1 protein-coding gene is annotated in these 628 nt (G+C 41.4%); it reads right to left on the reverse strand.

Annotation, left to right across the window (positions count from 1 at the left end; all coding sequences use genetic code 11):
- Nucleotides 1-135 precede the first annotated feature (135 nt).
- Nucleotides 136-525, reverse strand: coding sequence for a hypothetical protein (locus QEH52_RS20020; RefSeq protein ID WP_308952737.1), 390 nt, complete (start codon nt 523-525; stop codon nt 136-138).
- Between the last annotated feature and the right edge of the window lie 103 nt (nt 526-628).

The following is a 628-nucleotide window of genomic DNA, read 5'->3' on the forward strand; positions in this document are numbered from 1 at the left end:
CTACCCAGGGGCTATCGCATTCTAAATTTATTTTTACCAGTGCGGCTAAGATTATCGCGTTTAACATTTTGTTTTCTTATTTCGTTTCAGATCGTGAAGGATGAGCATAGATGAGCGCCAGCGAAATCTATTGTCTCACTCCGCCTTGATAGACTCCTTTGTGGCTAATGTTGTCATGCCGACAATGTCATCACCTAATTTTTGAGGCTCGAAGATACCATCTTTTCCCGCTGACCAAGCAATGATTTGATTCTGATCGCTCTTGAAGAATCTTAATGGGCTTCCCCAAGCGTCAACGAAGATTCCCTCGCTTTTTGATCTCTCATAAGGCTTGTATTTTACTCTGTCGGATTCGACGACTAATTGCTGATAAATTTCTTCATTCTCTAAGTTCGTAATTTTACTTCCAGATTGTTGATAGTCAGCAATAGCAAAGGTGATAGTCGAAACTTGGCTTTGAGTTTCTTTTTTGGCAGCGCATCCGGCTAAAAGTAAGATTGGGGCAAAGTAGATTAGGTTTTTCATTTTTCGTCTATCGTGAAGCTCTGGCATCCCAGCCTTCGAGCTCAAAAGTTTAAGTGGTTATCGAATATTTTTGGGCGTAAATGGGATTGTCCAGCAGCGTCTG

The organism is Thalassobacterium maritimum (assembly GCF_031127805.1).
GTDB classification, from domain to species: domain Bacteria; phylum Verrucomicrobiota; class Verrucomicrobiia; order Opitutales; family Coraliomargaritaceae; genus Thalassobacterium; species Thalassobacterium maritimum.

Coding starts and splice junctions, on each gene's coding strand:
- QEH52_RS20020 (WP_308952737.1), bottom strand. CDS start 525: ATGAAAAACCTAATCTACTTTGCCCCAATCTTACTTTTAGCCGGATGC.